The sequence below is a fragment of the Lysinibacillus sp. NPDC094177 genome, assembly GCF_050279145.1.
GTDB lineage: Bacteria > Bacillota > Bacilli > Bacillales_A > Planococcaceae > Lysinibacillus.
On sequence record NZ_JBNNTW010000005.1, the window covers coordinates 59255 to 75274 of the forward strand.

Genomic DNA, 16020 nt, shown 5'->3' on the forward strand with positions numbered 1-16020 from the left:
GCCAATACTCTAAATTATAAAGGTTTTCAAAGAGGTTTTTTTATTCATTAGAAACTAAAGATAAAGGGGAATGGCCGATGCAAGATATTCGACCTACGACACGCTGGCGCAGTGCTAAAAGAGAAGAAGAGGAAGAATTTACTGCTGGATTGATTGAGAAAGATGACTGTATTTACGCGGAATTGTTTCCAGATAGTTTTATTCATCAGACGGAAATGGTGCTAGAGCAGTATGCAGCATCCATTGCGAAACTACCAAATCACCCAGATAGCTATCCTGCCATTATGAAATCTATTGAAACGGCGGTACTTGCCTTAAATGAGATTAATGAGGTGGGTGGAGGCGGATTAATTGAAACTGGCGAACGAGAGGAGCTTTGCGACTATTTTGACCAAGTACTGATTCATTGTGGACTTGATGTTGATGACCTTGCTAAAAGCCAGAATCTGGGGCGTTATGAGTTAACAGATCATTGGCGTGAGTGGTAATTAGAGGGAAGTGTACGTTTTGCTTGAATTGACGAGTGCAGTATGGGGAAATCTTACAGGACCATATGGCTCTGGAGATTATGTGCCAGCGTTGTTACATCGCTTGAAGCAAGCATACGACCAAAAAACAGTTGATGCGCTTTTTGAAGACTATTTGTTTCATCAAAATACCATTTATACAGTTACATATGCTACTGTTCCTTATTTGATGCAAATAGCTTGTTCAACGAACTATCCCGAAGTGCGACATCATTTGTTTATTATCTGCGGTATTATTGAGGCGAATCGTGGTGATAGCGGTTTTCCGACAGCTTTAAAGATACTTGATGAACATATCGGAGCAGATATTTACAATAGCTATATTGAGGCAATACGTGAGATGGCGTTATTAGGAAAAGATGTGCGTGCCTATGCAACTACTTTGGATGATAATGTGGAAAAGCGTTATGTTCTCGCCGCCGATGCAACTTATCGAGGAGCGTACAAACTGGCGGATATGCTAATGACGTTTGTGACAGGGGATGAGTATATTGCTATATGTCCACATTGCAAGGAAGTTGTATATTTGTGGGAGGGAGCTACACAGGCATTTGTACAAGACCCTGTTTTCGACAAGGAACAAAAGGCTCACAAAGTTATACCTGCCTCGAAATTTTCAGATATAGAGCAAATAGTGTTAGCGGAACAAGCGGCAATGATTGGTGAACACGAACTTGTACATGATTTACCATATTTAGCTGGTGAGGTAAACTGTCCTTCTTGTAGTGTAAATATACAAATTTGGTCGGCACTACTTGAGCAGTAATGGACATTTTGAAAATTGAAATGTCAAGAAGAAATGAACTTCAATATAGTTTCAACATTGGCGTTGCTCCTTTTTGTAACATTCCAATTAACCCACCAACTACGAAAACTACTTGTATTTGCTGTGGAAATGAAGCGAAACATACAGTTTGGTTTGCTCAAGCATACTAATAAAGTAGTAGAATGAAGTTGTAACAGTAATTTCAAAAGAAACACAAGGCTATAAAAAAGAAAAGAAGTATCTACTTTCATGTCTTTTAAAGTGAAAGCAGATACTTCTTTTTCAGGTTTTAAATGATAAAATATTCATCCACACTTTATAAATCCAGAAATAACCAAAAAACAATTGAATTTTTTGAACGGTCATGCTAATTTTAAAACATGAATATAAATAATAATACGAACAATCAAAAAAAACTTACTTTTATTGAAGCAGCTAGGCAAACGCAAATTGTGGAATGCGCAATCGAGACAATTGCTAGTTTGGGATTTGCACAAGCATCCTTAGCGCAAATTGCTAAACTTGCTGGTATTAGTACAGGAGTGATATCCTACCACTTCAAAAACAAAGAAACGTTGATTCGGCATGTCATTGAAAAGGTCTATACTTCCGGTGATTCTTATATGCGCCCGCTTATACAATCTGCCACTAGCGCAAGGAATATGCTAAGCGTATACCTCGAAAGCAACATTGCTTTTATGTCTACACATAAGACGTATATGCTAGCTCTATTAGAAATTTGGTCTGGAATTCGGCCTGAGGAAGGAAAGGAGTCGTTTGTTTATAATCTTCAAGAGGCAGCTATTTACGATTTAGAGCAGATTTTGCAATTTGGACAAAAGAACGGAGAATTTCGAACATTTTCTACCAGAGTTATGGCTATTACAATTAGACAGGCGATCGATGCATTGCCTCCGCAAATTATGATGAATCCCGAATTGGATCTGGATGCTTATGCAAAAGAATTAATCACCTTGTTTCAATTGGCTACCGATAAGAACGTTACTTTGTAAGCATAGTGAGAAGGAAATTTAAGGGGGGGAATTATGAAAGAAACGGAATCGGCCCTTCAACTGCTCGGGTTGAGCAAACAATTTGGAGACCACATCGTAGTTAACAGTGTCAACCTGACTGTACCTTGTGGTTCATTTTTCGGTTTGGTAGGCCCGAACGGTGCAGGTAAAACGACTCTATTATCAATGGCAATAGGTTTGCTACGCCCAGACAGTGGGGCGTCGAGAATATTTGGAGTTGATGTTTGGTCAAATCCATTACAAGCAAAGACGTTAGTCGGGGTTCTGCCGGATGGCATGTCATTGCCAGAAAGGTTAACCGGTCGTGAACTTTTGACTTACATGGGATTACTGCGTGGACTTGATACGAAGACTGTTGCACAGCGTACGGAAGATCTGCTTGACATCTTGGAATTCTGTGATGATGAGCGAACGCTAGTTATAAACTATTCCACAGGAATGAGAAAGAAGATTGGTCTTGCCACGGCCCTTCTACATTCACCAAAGCTTCTTGTGCTTGACGAGCCGTTCGAAGCCGTTGATCCCATCTCTGCGTCAACAATCAGAACCATCTTGCAGCGTTTTGTTACCAATGGCGGATCTGTAATCTTATCCAGCCATGTCATGCCGTTGGTCGAGCAGCTATGTGATCATGTTGCTGTTATTGCGAAGGGAAGTGTGGCGGCTACTGGTCCATTGGATCTAGTGCGTAATGGTAAAAGTCTGGAAGAGTCTTTTATTAGTTTAGTTGGACACCGCCCTGAAGAAGGAAAGAAACTATCATGGTTAATGTAATGGTTCGAATGAAGCTGTCCTTGCTTCGCCACTCGATGAGCGGAGGTCGAGCGGCTCTCATAATTATAGGTGGAGTCATCGGTCTATTGCTGGCAGTTAGTACGATTCTCCTTGGTGTACTATATAGTAATGATATAGCAGCTGATCTTATCTGTATCGTTTTTGGCTTTTGGATGATTGGTTGGATCATAGGACCTATGTTAGTTGGCGGAGAAGGGGCGTTGAAAACAGAATACTTCACCTTGTTACCTATCGTTCAACGAAGATTGGCTATGGGGTTGCTTGGCGCTTCGTTCATTAGTATCGGACCAATCGTTAGCTTAGTCGCGTGTTTCTCTCTCATCATTTATGCAACAAGATTTGGATTCTGGGCTGTTATCGTTGCTGTACCTGCGATGTTGTTGCAACTGGTCATCTTCATGCTGATGTCCAAGGTAGTGCTGGGAGCGATTGGGGAGACATCGAAATCCCGGCTAGGTTTGGAATTTGGGGCGTTGATTATTGGAGCCGTTATTGCTTTTCTTAACGTTGGTTGGTATTTACTTCCTGCAGTTAACCTGTTCGTAGAGAAACCTTCACCAGCAATTTCCTTAGCGGTTCGAATATTACCATCAGGGTGGGCGATGGTTGCGATCGAAGCCGTAAATCGATCCCATTATTTTTTAGCTGTTGGTGTTCTCTGCGGATTGGCTTTATTGTGTGGATTACTATTCATTGCATGGGTAAGATTGCTGTCAGTGAGCACAACGAATGAGGCTCGTTTTAATCGATATAGCAGGAATAAATCATTGTTCCTTACTTGTGCTAGCATGCTAACGCCGAAAACTTCAAAAGTTGGGGTAGTAGTTCTAAAGGAACTTAACACTTGGGTGCGTGACCCACAGCGAGGACGTTTGTTGCGTATGGGGCTGTGGACGGGGTTATTCTATGGCTTATTCGTATCGTTTGGCGGTGTTACATTATTAATGCCCTGGATCGGCGTAGTCCTCATAATGTTCTGTTGCATCTTTTCAAACAATCTTTATGGGTTTGACGGTGGTGCATTGTGGATGTCTATTTCTACACCGGGTTCAGAACGAGTCGATGTGCGGGGACGGCAGATTGCATGGTTATTGCTTGTAGCACCCGCATCGATCGTAATTTCTCTCATATTCCTTTATTTTAGCAAGTTGGACTGGGCGTGGGCATGGGTTTTGGCTTTACTTCCATCTCTATTGGGTGGAGGGGCAGGACTATTCATGTTCCTCTCAGTTTACAAAGTTGTACCTGTGACAGACCCACACCGACGCGGACGCGGAACCATTATCTCTGGTGATGACATGAATGCAGGAAAATTATTTTTAACCAATTTACTTTTGTTGGCATTGCTGTTTATTGCTTCGATTCCTACCTTAGTCATATTGATCTTAGGGACGTTGTTACATCAAAATTGGCTAAAATGGACCGGTGTACCTGTGGGGTTGTGTACCGGGCTTCTCATCGCTTGGGGTTTCGGACGATTAGCATACCGTCGTTTGGAAACTCGTGGTCCAGATATTCTTTCTTTTATGCAGTGCGGTGGAATAGTTCAATCCGTGGATAACAAAGTAGCTGAAACAGAGGAGACCTTATCTAATCTATCTGCAGGAAAGTCCGTTTTGGTAGGACTACTTGTTACGATAGGAATTATCTTCACGTTGCCACAGGGGATTGTGCCCATTATTCTAAAGCTTTTAGACATAAAAGTACGAAGTTGGTTTATTGCTCTTTATCTCCAAGAGAACGTCCAATTACCTGTATGCATCTTCTTCATTTTAGCTGGTGTGAGTGCCTTGATGATAACTAGAATCATAATTCGGAAACGATGAAAAAGAGAAAGAAGAGACAAAATATACTTCTTGTAGAATACCATTTAACCCACCAACTATGAAAACAACTTTTGCTCAAGCATACTAAAAAATTTATTCATAACATGTAATCCTAGCAGGCAAGCTATAACTGAAGATCGTTACGTCCATCTTATAGTATCCAAACACCCTCTTACCAATCGAATAAGAGGGTGTTTAACATTTCAAAGTGTTTGACCATTATCAATTGTAAAAACTTGTCCTGTCACTGATTTTTGAGTCAATTGAAATATAATAGCCTCTGCAATATCATCTGGTGTTGAAATTCTTTTCAATGGTAAGTTACCTGCAAGTTGATACATTTTATCTTCATTACCAGACCACCATCTCGTTTCAATGGCACCAGGAGATATACAATTCACTCTAATATTAGGCGCTAATGCGATAGCTAACGATCTAGTCATTGTGTGAATGGCTGATTTTGTTGCTGCATAGGGGATAGATGAGCCTATTCCGGTCATTCCCGCCACGCTACCCATATTCACAATCACACCCGATTGTTGCTTCTTCATATAAGGGACAACTGCTTTTACGCAATGAAACATTCCTTTCACATTTACTTTGAAAAGGGAATCCCATACTTCATCAGTAACGGCATCTATATCATCCAAAGCTATTTGAGCTGTAATACTTGCATTATTTACTAAAGCATCAATCGTCCCAAAAGTTTCCGCAATATAGGATACTAAATCATTCACTTCTTTTTCTATCGCTACATTTGCTTTATAAGCGACAGCAGTTCTTCCTAGCTGTGTAATTTCATTTACAACTTCGAAAGCTTCTTTTTCAGAACGGCTATAATTAATGACAACTTTTGCACCTTCAGCTGCTAACTTTACAGCCGTTGCTCTTCCAACACCAGTTCCGCCACCCGTTATTAAAACTACTTTATCTTTTAATTCCATGCTAAGACATCCTTACTTTATTTGTATTTTAATATGTTTCTATTATATTTTTATGAATATGAAGTGTATAATACTGAATAATGAATAAGGTATCATTTTAAATGATATCAGTGAGAGGAATATAATTCTTGGAAAGTCATGATTTGTGGATTTTTAAACATGTTGCGGAATTACAGTCGATATCAAAAGCCGCTGAAAAACTGGGCTATGTACAACCTAATGTTAGTCAGCGCATTAAAGGGTTGGAAGAAGAACTAGGGGTAAGATTATTTAAACGTAATAATAGAGGGGTAACATTGACCGAGGAAGGAATAATCTTACTAGAATATACAAATCAAATTATGCTTTTAATGGATGAAGCCAAGTCAGTAGTTAATCCTAGAAAATGGAGAGAATCTCTTACAATTGGTGCTTCTCAAACGATTTCTGCAGTTAAAATTCCTCAATTATTTTCTTCTTTTTTGAGTGAACAAAAAAATATTAATGCAAAAGTAAGAACGAACAATCAGGAAAAGTTACAAGAAATGCTTACATTTGGCGAGCTCGACGGTGTTTTTATAACGGGTCCTTATAATCATCCACAGTTTGAAACCGTTTATAGCTATTTTGAGAAACTCGTACTTATTTCACCTAAAAATAAACAATGTGAAAAGCAACATCATCAAACGTTAATTGTAAATAGTGATGAAAATTGCCTATACAGAAATAAAACATTAGATCTTTTCAAAGATAATAAATCCATTATAGAGTTTGATTCTCTTGAATCTATTCTTCAAGCAGTTCATGATGGACTTGGTATCAGTTTAATACCAGAAGACGTTGCAAATAGTCGAAAAAAAATACAATCTATTCAATATAAGGAGCTCTCTGAAACAATAAAGATAGACTTTATCATCAAACATAGAAAACAGCAATCGCAAAGTCTAAAAAAATTTATTGATTTTTTACAGAGGATATAACTCCTAATTTATAGCAAGTTAATTAAAAAAAGAACCAAAAAGTTCGAGTGGCGAAAACAAGCATTCAACGAATGAAGAAAAAAATACGAGAAATTACCTCTAGAAAGAAGCCATTTCCAATGGACTACCGGATCGAGAAATTCAACCAATATCTAATTGGATGGTGCGGATATTTTGCGCTCGCAGACAAACCTTCAATATTCAACAGATTAGACAGTTGGATTAAAAGGAGGTTGCGAAAGTGTCTTTGAAAGAATTGGAATAAACCCCTAACGAAAGTCAGAAATCTCATTCGTATAAAAGTTCCATACGGAAAAGCATACGAATGGGGAAAAACCCGAAAAGATACTAGCGCATCTCAAAAAGCCCCATATTACACAGAAACCTCGGCAATGAAGGGGGAATTAAAAGGGATATCGGTTCGAATTGAATTAGGACCTCGTGTCTTAGAAAACAACCAGGAATTGTTAAAAGCACGAGATGAAGATGAGAAACAATCAATTGACCTGAATGGGATTGTATCAGCAATTGAAGTAGAAATCATTTATACAGGAAAACTTGTAGGTTATCATTTTGGTCGATTGTGGCTAAAAGGACATCTCTAATCTCTCCATTATATATTGATGTGATTTGATTTTTTAGCCAATCCTCAGTAAATTTTGTTTTGCTTAATTGACAGTAATCAATTTTCCCTTCTTTAATAAGGACAGAAGGGAGAGAAAAAGGTTCAGGTATTATCTTTAGATCTGCCCGTGTTGGTGTTTGGTGTTGTGGGTATAAAAAACTTGAAATAGTTCCGTCTGGTTCCCATAATACGAGAGCAATTTTTTGAACATCTTCTATCTTTTCTTTTCTTAACTCTGATAAAAGATAATCAACAGAGATCCTAGCTTTTCGCAAATTTGCGGATATAATCTGCCCGTTTTTAATAAGTGGAATCGGAGGAGGGTCTAAAAAATTTTGGAACGAAGACCATTTTAGTGTTAACAATACACCGACTGTATATAAAATAACTAAAACCGACATAGTAATCATGGAACCCTTCATTCCTAATCGTTCATCAGACAAGGGATGGGCAATGATATTACCTAGTGATATTGCCATTGCAAAATCGAGTAATCGTAATTGAGAAATAGAGCGCTGTCCAAGAATTTTTGTCGCAAAGAGTAAAAAGAAAAAAGCAACAATCGCTCTTAGAATCCATTGAATTCCTGTAAGTGATTCTTGTCCATGAAAGAATTCCACTATGACACGTCCTTTCTCTCTTTATTTTTTCTTATTCTCTCCTTTAACACTATTTTTATGTATTTGTCCCAATGGAATATCTCGGTCACTCTTCGTTTTATCCCAGTAAAAGAATAAAACGAATGCCAATATCTCAAAATAAAATTTGACTGGACACTATTTGGTGTCGTATAATTAAGACACTAATCAGTGTCCTATTCAAAAGGGAGAGGGGATTTTGAGCGAAAAAAATCAAGACCGTGATGTTTATGCTGCTATTGCTGATCCAACAAGACGTCAATTAATACGTTTGTTGGCAGATGCAGAAGAATTACCTCTTCATGAATTAACGTCTCAATTTCAAATGGGTCGTACAGCAGTTTCTAAGCATTTGACTATCCTTAAAGATGCTGATCTCGTAATTGCTCGAAGGGTTGGTAGAGAGACGAGGTATCGCTTGAATGCCGGTCCGTTGAAGGAAATTCAAGATTGGGTATCCTATTACGAAGGATTCTGGAAAAAAAGAATGGCTATATTAAATCTTTTATTGGAGGAAGAAAAATGACAGCAGATGTATCTTTAGATTATCAATTTACAAGTTCAATCGAGAAGGTTTGGAACGCATTAACGGATTCAGACATTCTTGAAAAATGGATATGGAAAAATGACTTTAAACCAATCGTAGGACATCAATTCCAATTCCGAGCTGAGCCAAATGAATGGTGGGATGGAATTGTCAATTGCGAAGTGCTCAAAGTGGAAGAACCTCATACATTATCTTACACTTGGGCTAGTGCCGGAGAAACTACTACTGTGACATGGACGTTGACAGAAGGTTCAGATGGAACTACACATTTACATTTTGATCAAAGTGGATTCAGTGAAGCAACGAAAGCTCGCCAAGGAGCAATCGAAGGAGCTAAATACGCTTGGATTAACAATGGTAATCAGCTTGAAAAAGTGTTAGCAGAACTGTAAAAATATGATTTCTTCATCATGATAACTGCTCTTCAAGATCAAAAGTAGGATCAAAAAGGAAATGAATAAAATAAACTGTTCTTCAACACTTGGACGCTTTCGGAACACGGAAGCGTCATTTTTTTAACTTCTTTCAGCAAAGGCTGAAAGAAGTTAAAGCCTTCGGCGGATGTCATAAACACAGCAAATACAGTTGAAGTTATACTAACATGACATTACTAGATGAAATGGAGAGAATATCCGATGAAAATAAATCAATTAATTGCTAACAATATAAATCGTTTAGATGTCGACTTGCCGGAAGATCAATCTTTAGGAATTGCTGGTTTGTCCGGATCTGGTAAAACTACATTTTGTCAAACAATTGGTGAAGAATCTAAGAAGCGTCTCGTTTCTTTATTACCAAAAGCTGAGTATCAGTATTTGTTTCCTAATATTATGGAAACGAATTTCAGCGCCATCAAGATGGAAGAAATGCCTTTAGTACTTTTTCTCGGAAAATCATCAATTTCTACCAATCCACGTTCAACAGTTGGTACTCATACTGGCGTTTTTAAAGACATTCGTGAAAAGCTTGCAGATAAGTTTGATCTTTCGCCAGAGGTTTTTTCCTTTAATAATGCGTTAGGTTGGTGTCCTGCTTGTAAAGGACGTGGAACGACCAAAAATGTCGAATGTAAAAAGTGTGAGGGCAAGCGTTATAATCCGGAAGTCGAGCAATATAATCTTGAATTAAACAATCAACCTCATAGTATTTCCGATATCAACAATTTAAGCATTGAAGCGATTTATTCCCTTTCAGAGGAATTAACTATTAGCGAAGAAAGACAACATGTTCTTAAAAATATTATCAATATGAATATTGGTTACTTAACAATAAATCGGATTATGGGTACTTTATCTGGCGGGGAATTAACACGACTTTACTTAGCAGAATTTATGGCAGCTAGTGAAAATACCGTGATAATTATTGATGAAATCTCTGTTGGCCTTGATCACCAAACCTTGTTGAAAATTTTAGAACAGATTAAACAATTGGGCTTAAAAAATCAAATCTGGCTGATCGATCATTCTGATACGGTGCTAAATACAGCGGATGAGCAATTGTTCTTTGGGCCAGGTAGTGGGAAATACGGCGGAAAAATTGTCGAAGAATCACCACGTCCAAAACCAGTTTATGGGGAACTAAATCAGTCAATACCAACAGAATACTATGAATTTCATGATCTTTACTGTCGTAATATTGAAATGGCTGAAATTCAGATTCCTAAAAATAGACTTGTAACCGTTACGGGTGAATCCGGATGTGGAAAATCGACCCTTGTCAATGAGTGTATCTCCAAGGATTTCTTAAATCGATATCCAAAAGATAAACTAGTCATGGTAGGACAAGACCGAAACCAATCGATTACTAGCCGATCAACTGTTGCAACGTTTCTTGATATCAAAAAGAAAATGACGAAATACAGTGACGATATTGACGATATTTTCCAACGTTCCATCGAAGACATTATTGAGGAGCTTCCAAATGAAGATATCGCTCATAAACGTTTAAGTTTACTAATCAAGCTGGGGCTCGGTTATTTAACGTTGGAAAGAAAAACACAATCTTTATCGACAGGTGAATTTCAATGTGTTCATTTAGTTTCTGAGCTGTTTTCGAACTCAAGAAACCCCCATACACTGTTTATTTTTGACGAACCTTCAAAAGGTTTATCACAAAATATTTTGAACCAATTCATTGATAGTGTCAGGGACATTCTGCAAGATGAATCTGTTTCTATTGTGATGATTGAACATAATGCCTATATGATGGAAAGCTCAGATTTTATCGTTGATTTTGGTAAAAGACAGCAGGAACCTGTTCGACATCTTGACGTTGTCAGTCACGAAGATTATTTCAGTCAACATAACAGTACAAATAGTGTTGCTCCTTTGCATATATCTTCAACACTAGATTCAAAAAATGGCATTCATTACTTAGAAGAAAATCATATTAGCTATTTTAAAGATGCAGAAAACGTCTATAAAGGCGGTATCTTAAAAAGCTTATCATCAATGGCTCGTTTAATTTATGGTGAATACGAATCTGCAACAATCGCACCCGTCGTCGCTATTGATCTTGAAAGACATTTGTATAGTCAGTATAGCTTTTTATATGAAATTGGTGGCCTGATCAACCATATTGTGGCTACCCATCCGACCAATAAAGATACAAGAAACTTCGATTTCTTTAGTCAAGAAAATCATTGTCCAAGCTGTTCTGGCCGCTTAGAAATTGAAAAATTTGATTTTGATATAGTCATTCAAGACAAAACAGTGCCATTCTGGGATGGTTTATTACATCCTGACGTGATGGAAGTATTAAAATATTATCAATATCCGAAATTGCAATTCCTGTTTGATGAAATCAAGAATGAACTCGGCCAAGATATAAGTAAAAGCTATAACGAGATGACAGAAGCAGAAAAGCATACATTTTTATATGGTTATTGGGAAAAGTCATTTTATGATAAAGCAAGTAAATCCTCAAAAAAATGGGAAGGTTTTAATTTTATCCTTGGACGATATATAGTTATCTCAAAATCAATTATTAAAGAGCAAATGAAAGAATCAAAAGAGATGATTGCCTGTCCAATCTGTCAAGGAGCCGTACTAAACCATAAGAAAAAACTAACATTTAGGGACACTGATATTCGCGATATTATTCACCAACCTATCGACCAGGTCATAAAAACAGTAGGGAACTTACCAGAGCTTGAAAAACTAAAAGCAATAGTTGGTGGCGATATGACCCTTACAGAAGATGTCTCCTTACTTCCTAAGGAAACACAAGTATCGTTGAAAATGCTTGAATTAGAACTAGCAAGCTTTGCCGATTATGAAATAGTACTACAAAATGTTTTACCATTCTGGAATAGCATTAAAAATAATATCGAATCCATAAGCAGCAAAAATCAAATAACAATCTGTGATTTTGCCAATATTGGCGAAACGAGAGAAACCATTATTGATAAGTATTTCACAAATGGAAAATATAAAAAACTAACATACGTCTATGAAGCATTTGGCTACAAAAAAATTGTTACACAAATTAATAAAATTAAAGCAAGTCATAAATGTCCATTCTGTGGTGGGAAGAAAGTCATTTCAGAAGACAACCTCCATGATGGCGTCTTTAAATTGTCGGTACCATGTGTTAGTTGTTATGCAAGTGGCATCAATGATGAAGGACTTAAGGAAATCGTCGATGGCATAGACGTGCAAACATGGCTTATTGGCAAAGTAAGTGATGTTGTGGCTGAAAGCTTATTAACGGAGGCTGTTGCAGATATTCCAATTTTCAACCGCATTCGCGAGTTAAATAAACGAGATATGATGGCTATTTACCAATGCCTTGAGCACAATAATTAAATCAAGCCATATGTTTCATACGCGTAGAGTGGCGACTCCTACAGGATGAGCTTGCACTGAAAGCCAGTGACGAGAAGCTTGAAGCCAAGCAAGGAGAAAGCGTCCACTCGAAGGGAAAATCAACTATTTTTTATTAAAATACATTAATTTATATATTCTTTTGTCGACAAGCTAAGCTCATGTGCAATAATAAAATTGCACATGAGTTTTTATGCTATTCTGAGGAGGAACTTAAAAAAGTCATTAGAATAAAGGGGAAAGATATGAATGACCGCATTATTAGATTGGAAAACTAGTGCTCGAGGGCATAAATTTATAGCTTCATTTAGCGGAGGAAAGGATAGTGTTTTAGCTCTATATAAATCAATGCAGATTGGAGAGGCGATTGGACTAATCGTAATGTTAGAGGAAGAAGGGAAACGTTCCAGATCCCACGGAATGCCTCCAGAACTAATTAGTGCTCAAGCTAAATCTATAGGTTTACCTGTTTATACTGCTGCTTCCAGCTGAACAGAGTACGAAAAAACATTTATGCATCTTTTAGAAGATGCTAAATATAAAGGTGCAGAAGTGTTAGTAACTGGAGATTTAGATATGCCTGAACATGGATGCTGGCATGACAAAGTTACGAAGAATGCTGGATTAAAGCTAGGCATGCCTTTATGGGAAATGAATCATCTCGAAGCTGTCGAAGAATTCATAAATCTAGGATTTGTAACGATCCTCGTAACTGTTAATTTAACTTTAGGAATGCGAGAGGACGATTTAGGGCGAACGTTAACCCATGATTACGTGAAGGAGCTTGAAGCTCGCGGAATTGACCCTTGCGGAGAAGGTGGAGAGTTCCATACAACCGTATTAGATGGGCCCATTTTTAAACATCCTATTCCAGTTCGTAAATGTGAGGTTATTAGGAATGGAGAGTATGCTTTTCTGCCTTTGGAGCTAGATTAGATTGTAGAAAGGGATACCTTTTAAAGTAGGGGAGGCGGAGAGTTAAAGTTAGTTCATTTTACAATACAATTATAAGATCTTACTACATTGTATTGTGGTAAAGCTCTTTAAAGTTGTTTAATCCATAATACGGAAGAACCCAACACTTTCTTATCCATATTATTTTTAGCACTATTGACGAACTTTTTCGCGAAAAACTTTATTAACATTCGCCTTTAAGCGATAAAAATGCTATTTCTCCATCAGCTGAATACTTCGTTAATTACATAAAACACGAATATTATAGTTGCCAGCTATCCCGCTAACTGAATGTATAATAAGATGTTTTTTACTGTATTTTCCTGCAAGTATTAAATGGAGAATATTGAAAGGATCACCGGAGGATAGTGACCCTTCATTAGATTTGGAGGGTGAAGGATAAGTTTGTATTATCATAAAATTATGAGCATTAGAGGCGGTATTGGGTATTAATAAGCTGTCATGAAGCTAGCGCCTACAATAATAAGTAGGATGAATAGTACAACAATTAACGCAAATGCTGAACCTGTGCCGCTACCATAATATCCTGACATAGTAATTTCCCTCCTCTCTATAATTTATAATATGTATAGTTGTCAAAAAGAATTGCGATATTTATCTTAGGATATCTTTTTTTAAAATAAAAATATCTATACGCTAACATAACCATATGTTAGGTGTTAACGAATTTCATATCTAAAAGGGGCGTGGCTTTTTATTCTGTTCGAGAGGTTGAGATGACATTGTATGAGGAAAATAATAATAGGGCCACCGGAGGATAGTGACCCTTTGTATAGATTTGAAGGGAAAGGATAAGTATATTATTTTACCCTAATAATTATGGGATAGAAGGCGGGATTGGGTATTAATAAAATCCTATGAAGCTAGTGCCAACAATAATCAATAGAATGAATAGAACAACGATTAGCGCAAATGCAGAACCTGTGCCATAGCCGCCGCGATTACCACAATATTCAGACATTGTAGTTCCCCTCCTTTCTATAATCTATAGTATGAATAGTTGTTAAAAGGGATTGCGATATTTAACTACTCATTAAATAAAAAATAAAAAAGTTCAAGAGATTAACAAGCGACCCAACATATTGTGATGAAAGGCAAAATAAGCTTTATATATATTTATCACTATTTTAATGTGTCTAGACAATCATATATATTTCATTGAGTAGTCACTATGTAAGTGTAATGTATATTACACACAAATAGACACAGTATTTTGATTCAAGATTACTCTAAACTCTTGATATCGCTGCATATAAAATGCCAACGTTTTGAAAAAAATTTAATCAAAACGTTGGCATTCCTTTAAATACAGTAACTATTTTTTATAATAACTAATTAGGTTTAATGTATTCTCCTGTTGAAGCATTAAAGCCCGCAGCTTCCATTTTTGTCTGATCACTATTCCACCCTATCACTAATAGTAGGTTAATATTTCTTTCTGTATCTTTTCTAAGCATAAAATTAAAACCTTTAGCCCAATCTTTACCAGGATAAATACTGCCCATTTTCAGTGCTTTTTTAAGCAACTCTGGTGAATCATACTGAATATCTTTCATTTGAATAAACTCTTTTTTAGGATAAGGAGAAGAGTCATCCCCCGTTAAATCACTTGTATGATCTACTTTTCCTTCGTGAATGGTAACTAAGAAATACTTATTAGTATCTGGTACTCCAAATGAAATATTCCAATTTTTCCTTTTACCGTTACTTCCAATTGACTTCCCAGGCTTATCTAAATCTATATTGATCGCCTGTAATAATTGAGCATCTTTATTCCATTTCAAAGCAAGCGGAGATGCTAATTCAATCGCTTGCTTTATTGATAATTCTCTATGATTATTAATTTCAAATGTATCTTCTACTTGTAGGGAATAGGCAGATACTATCTCAACAGCACCAACTGGAACTAACAAAAGTAAGACAATAAAAACGATTTGTTTCATTTTCTCAAGCCCTTTTTAGGTATATTGTTTCCTAACCATGTTCAATTATTCTGCGTCGGTCAATAAGCATAATTTGTAGAGCAATTATTTCAATGACAAAAAGGGGTATATTGGATTTTATCGAATACTATTAACGAACCTATTAAATTAATCGGGAGTGAGGAAATTGGAAGTTACTCAAGTACAAAAGTCGTTATTCAGTAGAATTGGGTATCTCTATTTACCAGCTAATAATATTGATGAGACAATTGAATGGTACCAAAATAAGCTCGGCTTTAAGCTTAAAACACCAAAGTTTCAGGATGATATTGGTTATGTTGCAGTACTAACCCCGCCAGAGGGATATGTTGTCTTACTCCTTGTAGAAACAGGGGAAAATACAACAGCAGATTTTTTACGCGATGGTCGCCTATATCAAACTTTTACTTTGAATTGTCCAGACCTTGAATATACACATAAATCATTAAAAAATAATGGTGTAGAGGTTACCGAAATTGTTTTGCGTGGGAAAAATGCAAAGTACTTTGTCTTGACCGACCCATCAGGGAATCATATTGAGGCTGCTTGGTCCATATGGGATTAGGTGACTAAACATACAAGTTTGGATGAAATTAGAA

Annotated in this window: 15 protein-coding genes and 2 pseudogenes; 12 read left to right on the forward strand and 5 right to left on the reverse strand. The window is 37.0% G+C overall.

The features are described 5' to 3' along the window. Positions 1-77: 77 nt before the first annotated feature. From ACQKNC_RS10125 to ACQKNC_RS10145, 5 genes are all read left to right on the forward strand, one after another. Positions 78-488: a hypothetical protein gene (locus ACQKNC_RS10125; RefSeq protein ID WP_427424722.1), complete on the forward strand. Its 411-nt coding sequence runs from the start codon at positions 78-80 to the stop codon at positions 486-488. Between the two features lie 19 nt (positions 489-507). Continuing rightward, positions 508-1293 (forward strand): hypothetical protein, encoded by a 786-nt coding sequence (locus ACQKNC_RS10130; RefSeq protein WP_427424723.1) that lies wholly within the window; start codon positions 508-510, stop codon positions 1291-1293. A gap of 380 nt (positions 1294-1673) precedes the next feature. Continuing rightward, a complete protein-coding gene (locus tag ACQKNC_RS10135; RefSeq protein WP_427424724.1) occupies positions 1674-2306 on the forward strand; it encodes a TetR/AcrR family transcriptional regulator in 633 nt (210 codons plus the stop codon). Positions 2307-2339: 33 nt separating this feature from the next. Further along, positions 2340-3101 (forward strand): ABC transporter ATP-binding protein, encoded by a 762-nt coding sequence (locus ACQKNC_RS10140; protein WP_427424725.1) that lies wholly within the window; start codon positions 2340-2342, stop codon positions 3099-3101. Then, on the forward strand, positions 3089-4948 hold the full coding sequence (locus tag ACQKNC_RS10145; RefSeq protein ID WP_427424726.1) for a hypothetical protein: 1860 nt from the start codon (positions 3089-3091) through the stop codon (positions 4946-4948). The genes ACQKNC_RS10140 and ACQKNC_RS10145 overlap by 13 nt, the downstream gene beginning before the upstream one ends. 203 nt (positions 4949-5151) lie before the next feature. Here ACQKNC_RS10145 and ACQKNC_RS10150 read toward each other — a convergent pair whose 3' ends face one another. After that, positions 5152-5892, reverse strand: a complete 741-nt coding sequence (locus ACQKNC_RS10150; protein WP_427424727.1) for an SDR family NAD(P)-dependent oxidoreductase — start codon at positions 5890-5892, stop codon at positions 5152-5154. A gap of 128 nt (positions 5893-6020) precedes the next feature. Between ACQKNC_RS10150 and ACQKNC_RS10155 the strand changes: the two genes are divergently transcribed. Together ACQKNC_RS10155 and ACQKNC_RS10160 are read left to right on the forward strand one after the other, a co-directional pair. Beyond that, complete coding sequence (locus ACQKNC_RS10155; protein ID WP_427424728.1) at positions 6021-6851, forward strand: LysR family transcriptional regulator; 831 nt, start codon at positions 6021-6023, stop codon at positions 6849-6851. Positions 6852-6880: 29 nt separating this feature from the next. Then, positions 6881-7281 (forward strand): annotated as a pseudogene (locus ACQKNC_RS10160) (group II intron maturase-specific domain-containing protein); the annotation flags it as partial. 110 nt (positions 7282-7391) lie between these two features. Here the strand turns inward: ACQKNC_RS10160 and ACQKNC_RS10165 are convergent. Then, positions 7392-8096 carry a DUF421 domain-containing protein gene (locus tag ACQKNC_RS10165; protein WP_427424729.1) on the reverse strand — a complete coding sequence of 235 codons (705 nt, stop codon included), beginning with the start codon at positions 8094-8096 and terminating at the stop codon, positions 7392-7394. Positions 8097-8313: 217 nt separating this feature from the next. On the opposite strand from ACQKNC_RS10165, the gene ACQKNC_RS10170 reads away from it, so the two are divergent. The 4 genes and pseudogenes from ACQKNC_RS10170 to ACQKNC_RS10185 all read left to right on the forward strand — a co-directional run bounded on the left by ACQKNC_RS10170 (position 8314) and on the right by ACQKNC_RS10185 (position 13421). Next, positions 8314-8640 carry an ArsR/SmtB family transcription factor gene (locus ACQKNC_RS10170; protein ID WP_427424730.1) on the forward strand — a complete coding sequence of 109 codons (327 nt, stop codon included), beginning with the start codon at positions 8314-8316 and terminating at the stop codon, positions 8638-8640. Further along, positions 8637-9053 carry an SRPBCC family protein gene (locus ACQKNC_RS10175; protein WP_427424731.1) on the forward strand — a complete coding sequence of 139 codons (417 nt, stop codon included), beginning with the start codon at positions 8637-8639 and terminating at the stop codon, positions 9051-9053. Before ACQKNC_RS10170 ends, ACQKNC_RS10175 begins: the two co-directional genes overlap by 4 nt. Positions 9054-9296: 243 nt before the next feature. Continuing rightward, positions 9297-12467, forward strand: a complete 3171-nt coding sequence (locus ACQKNC_RS10180) for an ATP-binding cassette domain-containing protein (RefSeq protein WP_427424732.1) — start codon at positions 9297-9299, stop codon at positions 12465-12467. Between the two features lie 267 nt (positions 12468-12734). Beyond that, a pseudogene (locus tag ACQKNC_RS10185) lies at positions 12735-13421 on the forward strand (diphthine--ammonia ligase). Positions 13422-13888: 467 nt separating this feature from the next. Here ACQKNC_RS10185 and ACQKNC_RS10190 read toward each other — a convergent pair. The 3 genes from ACQKNC_RS10190 to ACQKNC_RS10200 all read right to left on the reverse strand — a co-directional run bounded on the left by ACQKNC_RS10190 (position 13889) and on the right by ACQKNC_RS10200 (position 15403). Continuing rightward, a complete protein-coding gene (locus ACQKNC_RS10190) occupies positions 13889-13993 on the reverse strand; it encodes a YjcZ family sporulation protein (protein WP_427424733.1) in 105 nt (34 codons plus the stop codon). A gap of 311 nt (positions 13994-14304) precedes the next feature. After that, a complete protein-coding gene (locus tag ACQKNC_RS10195; protein ID WP_427424734.1) occupies positions 14305-14421 on the reverse strand; it encodes a YjcZ family sporulation protein in 117 nt (38 codons plus the stop codon). Between the two features lie 370 nt (positions 14422-14791). Then, positions 14792-15403, reverse strand: a complete 612-nt coding sequence (locus tag ACQKNC_RS10200) for a hypothetical protein (RefSeq protein WP_427424735.1) — start codon at positions 15401-15403, stop codon at positions 14792-14794. A gap of 166 nt (positions 15404-15569) precedes the next feature. Here ACQKNC_RS10200 and ACQKNC_RS10205 point away from each other — a divergent pair, with 166 nt between their 5' ends. Then, positions 15570-15986, forward strand: a complete 417-nt coding sequence (locus ACQKNC_RS10205) for a VOC family protein (protein WP_427424736.1) — start codon at positions 15570-15572, stop codon at positions 15984-15986. The last annotated feature ends 34 nt before the right edge of the window (positions 15987-16020 follow it).

Excerpts from the sequence above, each read along its gene's own strand:
- ACQKNC_RS10190 (WP_427424733.1), bottom strand. The coding sequence starts at position 13,993 with ATGTCAGGATATTATGGTAGCGGCACAGGTTCAGCATTTGCGTTAATT.
- ACQKNC_RS10180 (WP_427424732.1), top strand. The coding sequence starts at position 9,297 with ATGAAAATAAATCAATTAATTGCTAACAATATAAATCGTTTAGATGTC.
- ACQKNC_RS10145 (WP_427424726.1), top strand. The coding sequence starts at position 3,089 with ATGGTTAATGTAATGGTTCGAATGAAGCTGTCCTTGCTTCGCCACTCG.
- ACQKNC_RS10200 (WP_427424735.1), bottom strand. The coding sequence starts at position 15,403 with ATGAAACAAATCGTTTTTATTGTCTTACTTTTGTTAGTTCCAGTTGGT.
- ACQKNC_RS10150 (WP_427424727.1), bottom strand. The coding sequence starts at position 5,892 with ATGGAATTAAAAGATAAAGTAGTTTTAATAACGGGTGGCGGAACTGGT.
- ACQKNC_RS10125 (WP_427424722.1), top strand. The coding sequence starts at position 78 with ATGCAAGATATTCGACCTACGACACGCTGGCGCAGTGCTAAAAGAGAA.
- ACQKNC_RS10195 (WP_427424734.1), bottom strand. The coding sequence starts at position 14,421 with ATGTCTGAATATTGTGGTAATCGCGGCGGCTATGGCACAGGTTCTGCA.
- ACQKNC_RS10175 (WP_427424731.1), top strand. The coding sequence starts at position 8,637 with ATGACAGCAGATGTATCTTTAGATTATCAATTTACAAGTTCAATCGAG.
- ACQKNC_RS10140 (WP_427424725.1), top strand. The coding sequence starts at position 2,340 with ATGAAAGAAACGGAATCGGCCCTTCAACTGCTCGGGTTGAGCAAACAA.
- ACQKNC_RS10135 (WP_427424724.1), top strand. The coding sequence starts at position 1,674 with ATGAATATAAATAATAATACGAACAATCAAAAAAAACTTACTTTTATT.